The following is a 1,313-nucleotide window of genomic DNA, read 5'->3' on the forward strand; positions in this document are numbered from 1 at the left end:
GGCGGCGTTGGGGCTGTTCGTGGAGGATGTGTTCGCCTCGGTGCCGCGCAAGGATCAGCGGGCCAGAGGTGAGTGCTATCTGCGGGGGCTGATGCTGGACGGGCGGCGCAAGTCGATCCAGCCGATGGCCCAGCGGCTGCCGGACGGGAACATGCAGGCCCTGCAGCAGTTCGTCAACCAGTCACCGTGGCGGTGGACGCCGGTGCGGCGGCGGATCGCCGAGCGGCTGGTCGAGGTGGTCAAGCCCGCGGTGTGGGTCATCGACGATGTGTCGTTTCCCAAGTGCGGGCGGGCCTCGGTCGGGGTGGCCCGGCAGTACTGCGGGGCGTTGGGCAAGCGGGCCAACTGCCAGGTCGCGGTCAGCGTGCACGCGGCCACCGACACCGCCTCCTGCCCGCTGGAGTGGGAGCTGTTCCTGCCCGAGGAATGGGCCCACGACCTCCCGCGGCGCACGGCCGCGGGAGTTCCCGAGGAGGTCGGGCATGTGACCAAGTCCCGCCTGACCCTGGGGCTGCTGGAGAGGCTGGCGGCCTGGCTGGGGTCGGTGCCGGTGCTCGTGGCCGATGCCGGCTACGGCCGCAGCGTCTCCTTCCGCCTGGCGCTGGAGGAACGCGGCTGGTCCTACGTCATGGCCGTCGAGCCCAAGGAGATCGCCCGCCCGGCCGGCGCCGTTCCGTATTGGCCGCCCTACCAGGGCCTGGGGCCGCCCACTCTGCCCCGCTACCGCGAGCCGGCCCGCGCCCTGCATGAGCTGGTCGCCGCGGACGCCTGCTTCGAGACCGTCACCTGGCGCCAGGGCAGCAAAGGGGCCATGACCTCACGCTTCGCGGTGCTCCAGGTGCGGCCCTCGGGCAAGGAAGCCACCCGCACCGCGCAGGACCACGCCGGCGGGCGCAGCCGGTGGGACGGCGTGCTGCCGCTGCAGACCCTGCTGGTGGAGCAGCCCGAAGAAGCCGACGAGCCCACCGGCTACTGGATGAGCAACCTGCCCGCCACCACCCCGATCGCCGATCTGGTGCGTTTCGCGAAGATGCGCTGGCGCGTCGAGCACGATTACCGCGAGCTCAAGCACGCTCTGGGCCTGGACCACTTCGAGGGCCGCACCTGGCGCGGCTGGCACCACCACGTCACCCTCGTCACCGCCGCACAGGCCTTCCTCACCCTGCGGCGCTACGACCCAAAAGCCCCCACGACAGCGTGAGCCTCTACCAAGTCCTCGACGCGTTACAGGACCTGCTGCGGTGCTGGGACGGCACCTGCACCACCTGCGGCCGCCCCCTCACCAGAACCAGAACCTAACGAAGCACTACTAG

Annotated in this window: 1 protein-coding gene; it reads left to right on the forward strand. The window is 71.1% G+C overall.

All coding sequences use genetic code 11. The annotated features are described in order from the left end of the window. Window positions 1–7 precede the first annotated feature (7 nt). The gene (locus AB0N07_RS51205) at window positions 8–1,201 is read left to right on the forward strand and encodes an IS701 family transposase (RefSeq protein ID WP_365847882.1); all 1,194 of its coding nucleotides are present in this window, start codon (window positions 8–10) and stop codon (window positions 1,199–1,201) included. Window positions 1,202–1,313 lie beyond the last annotated feature (112 nt).

Origin of the sequence: Streptomyces sp. NPDC051172 (genome assembly GCF_040682555.1) — a bacterium.
Lineage (GTDB): Bacteria > Actinomycetota > Actinomycetes > Streptomycetales > Streptomycetaceae > Streptomyces.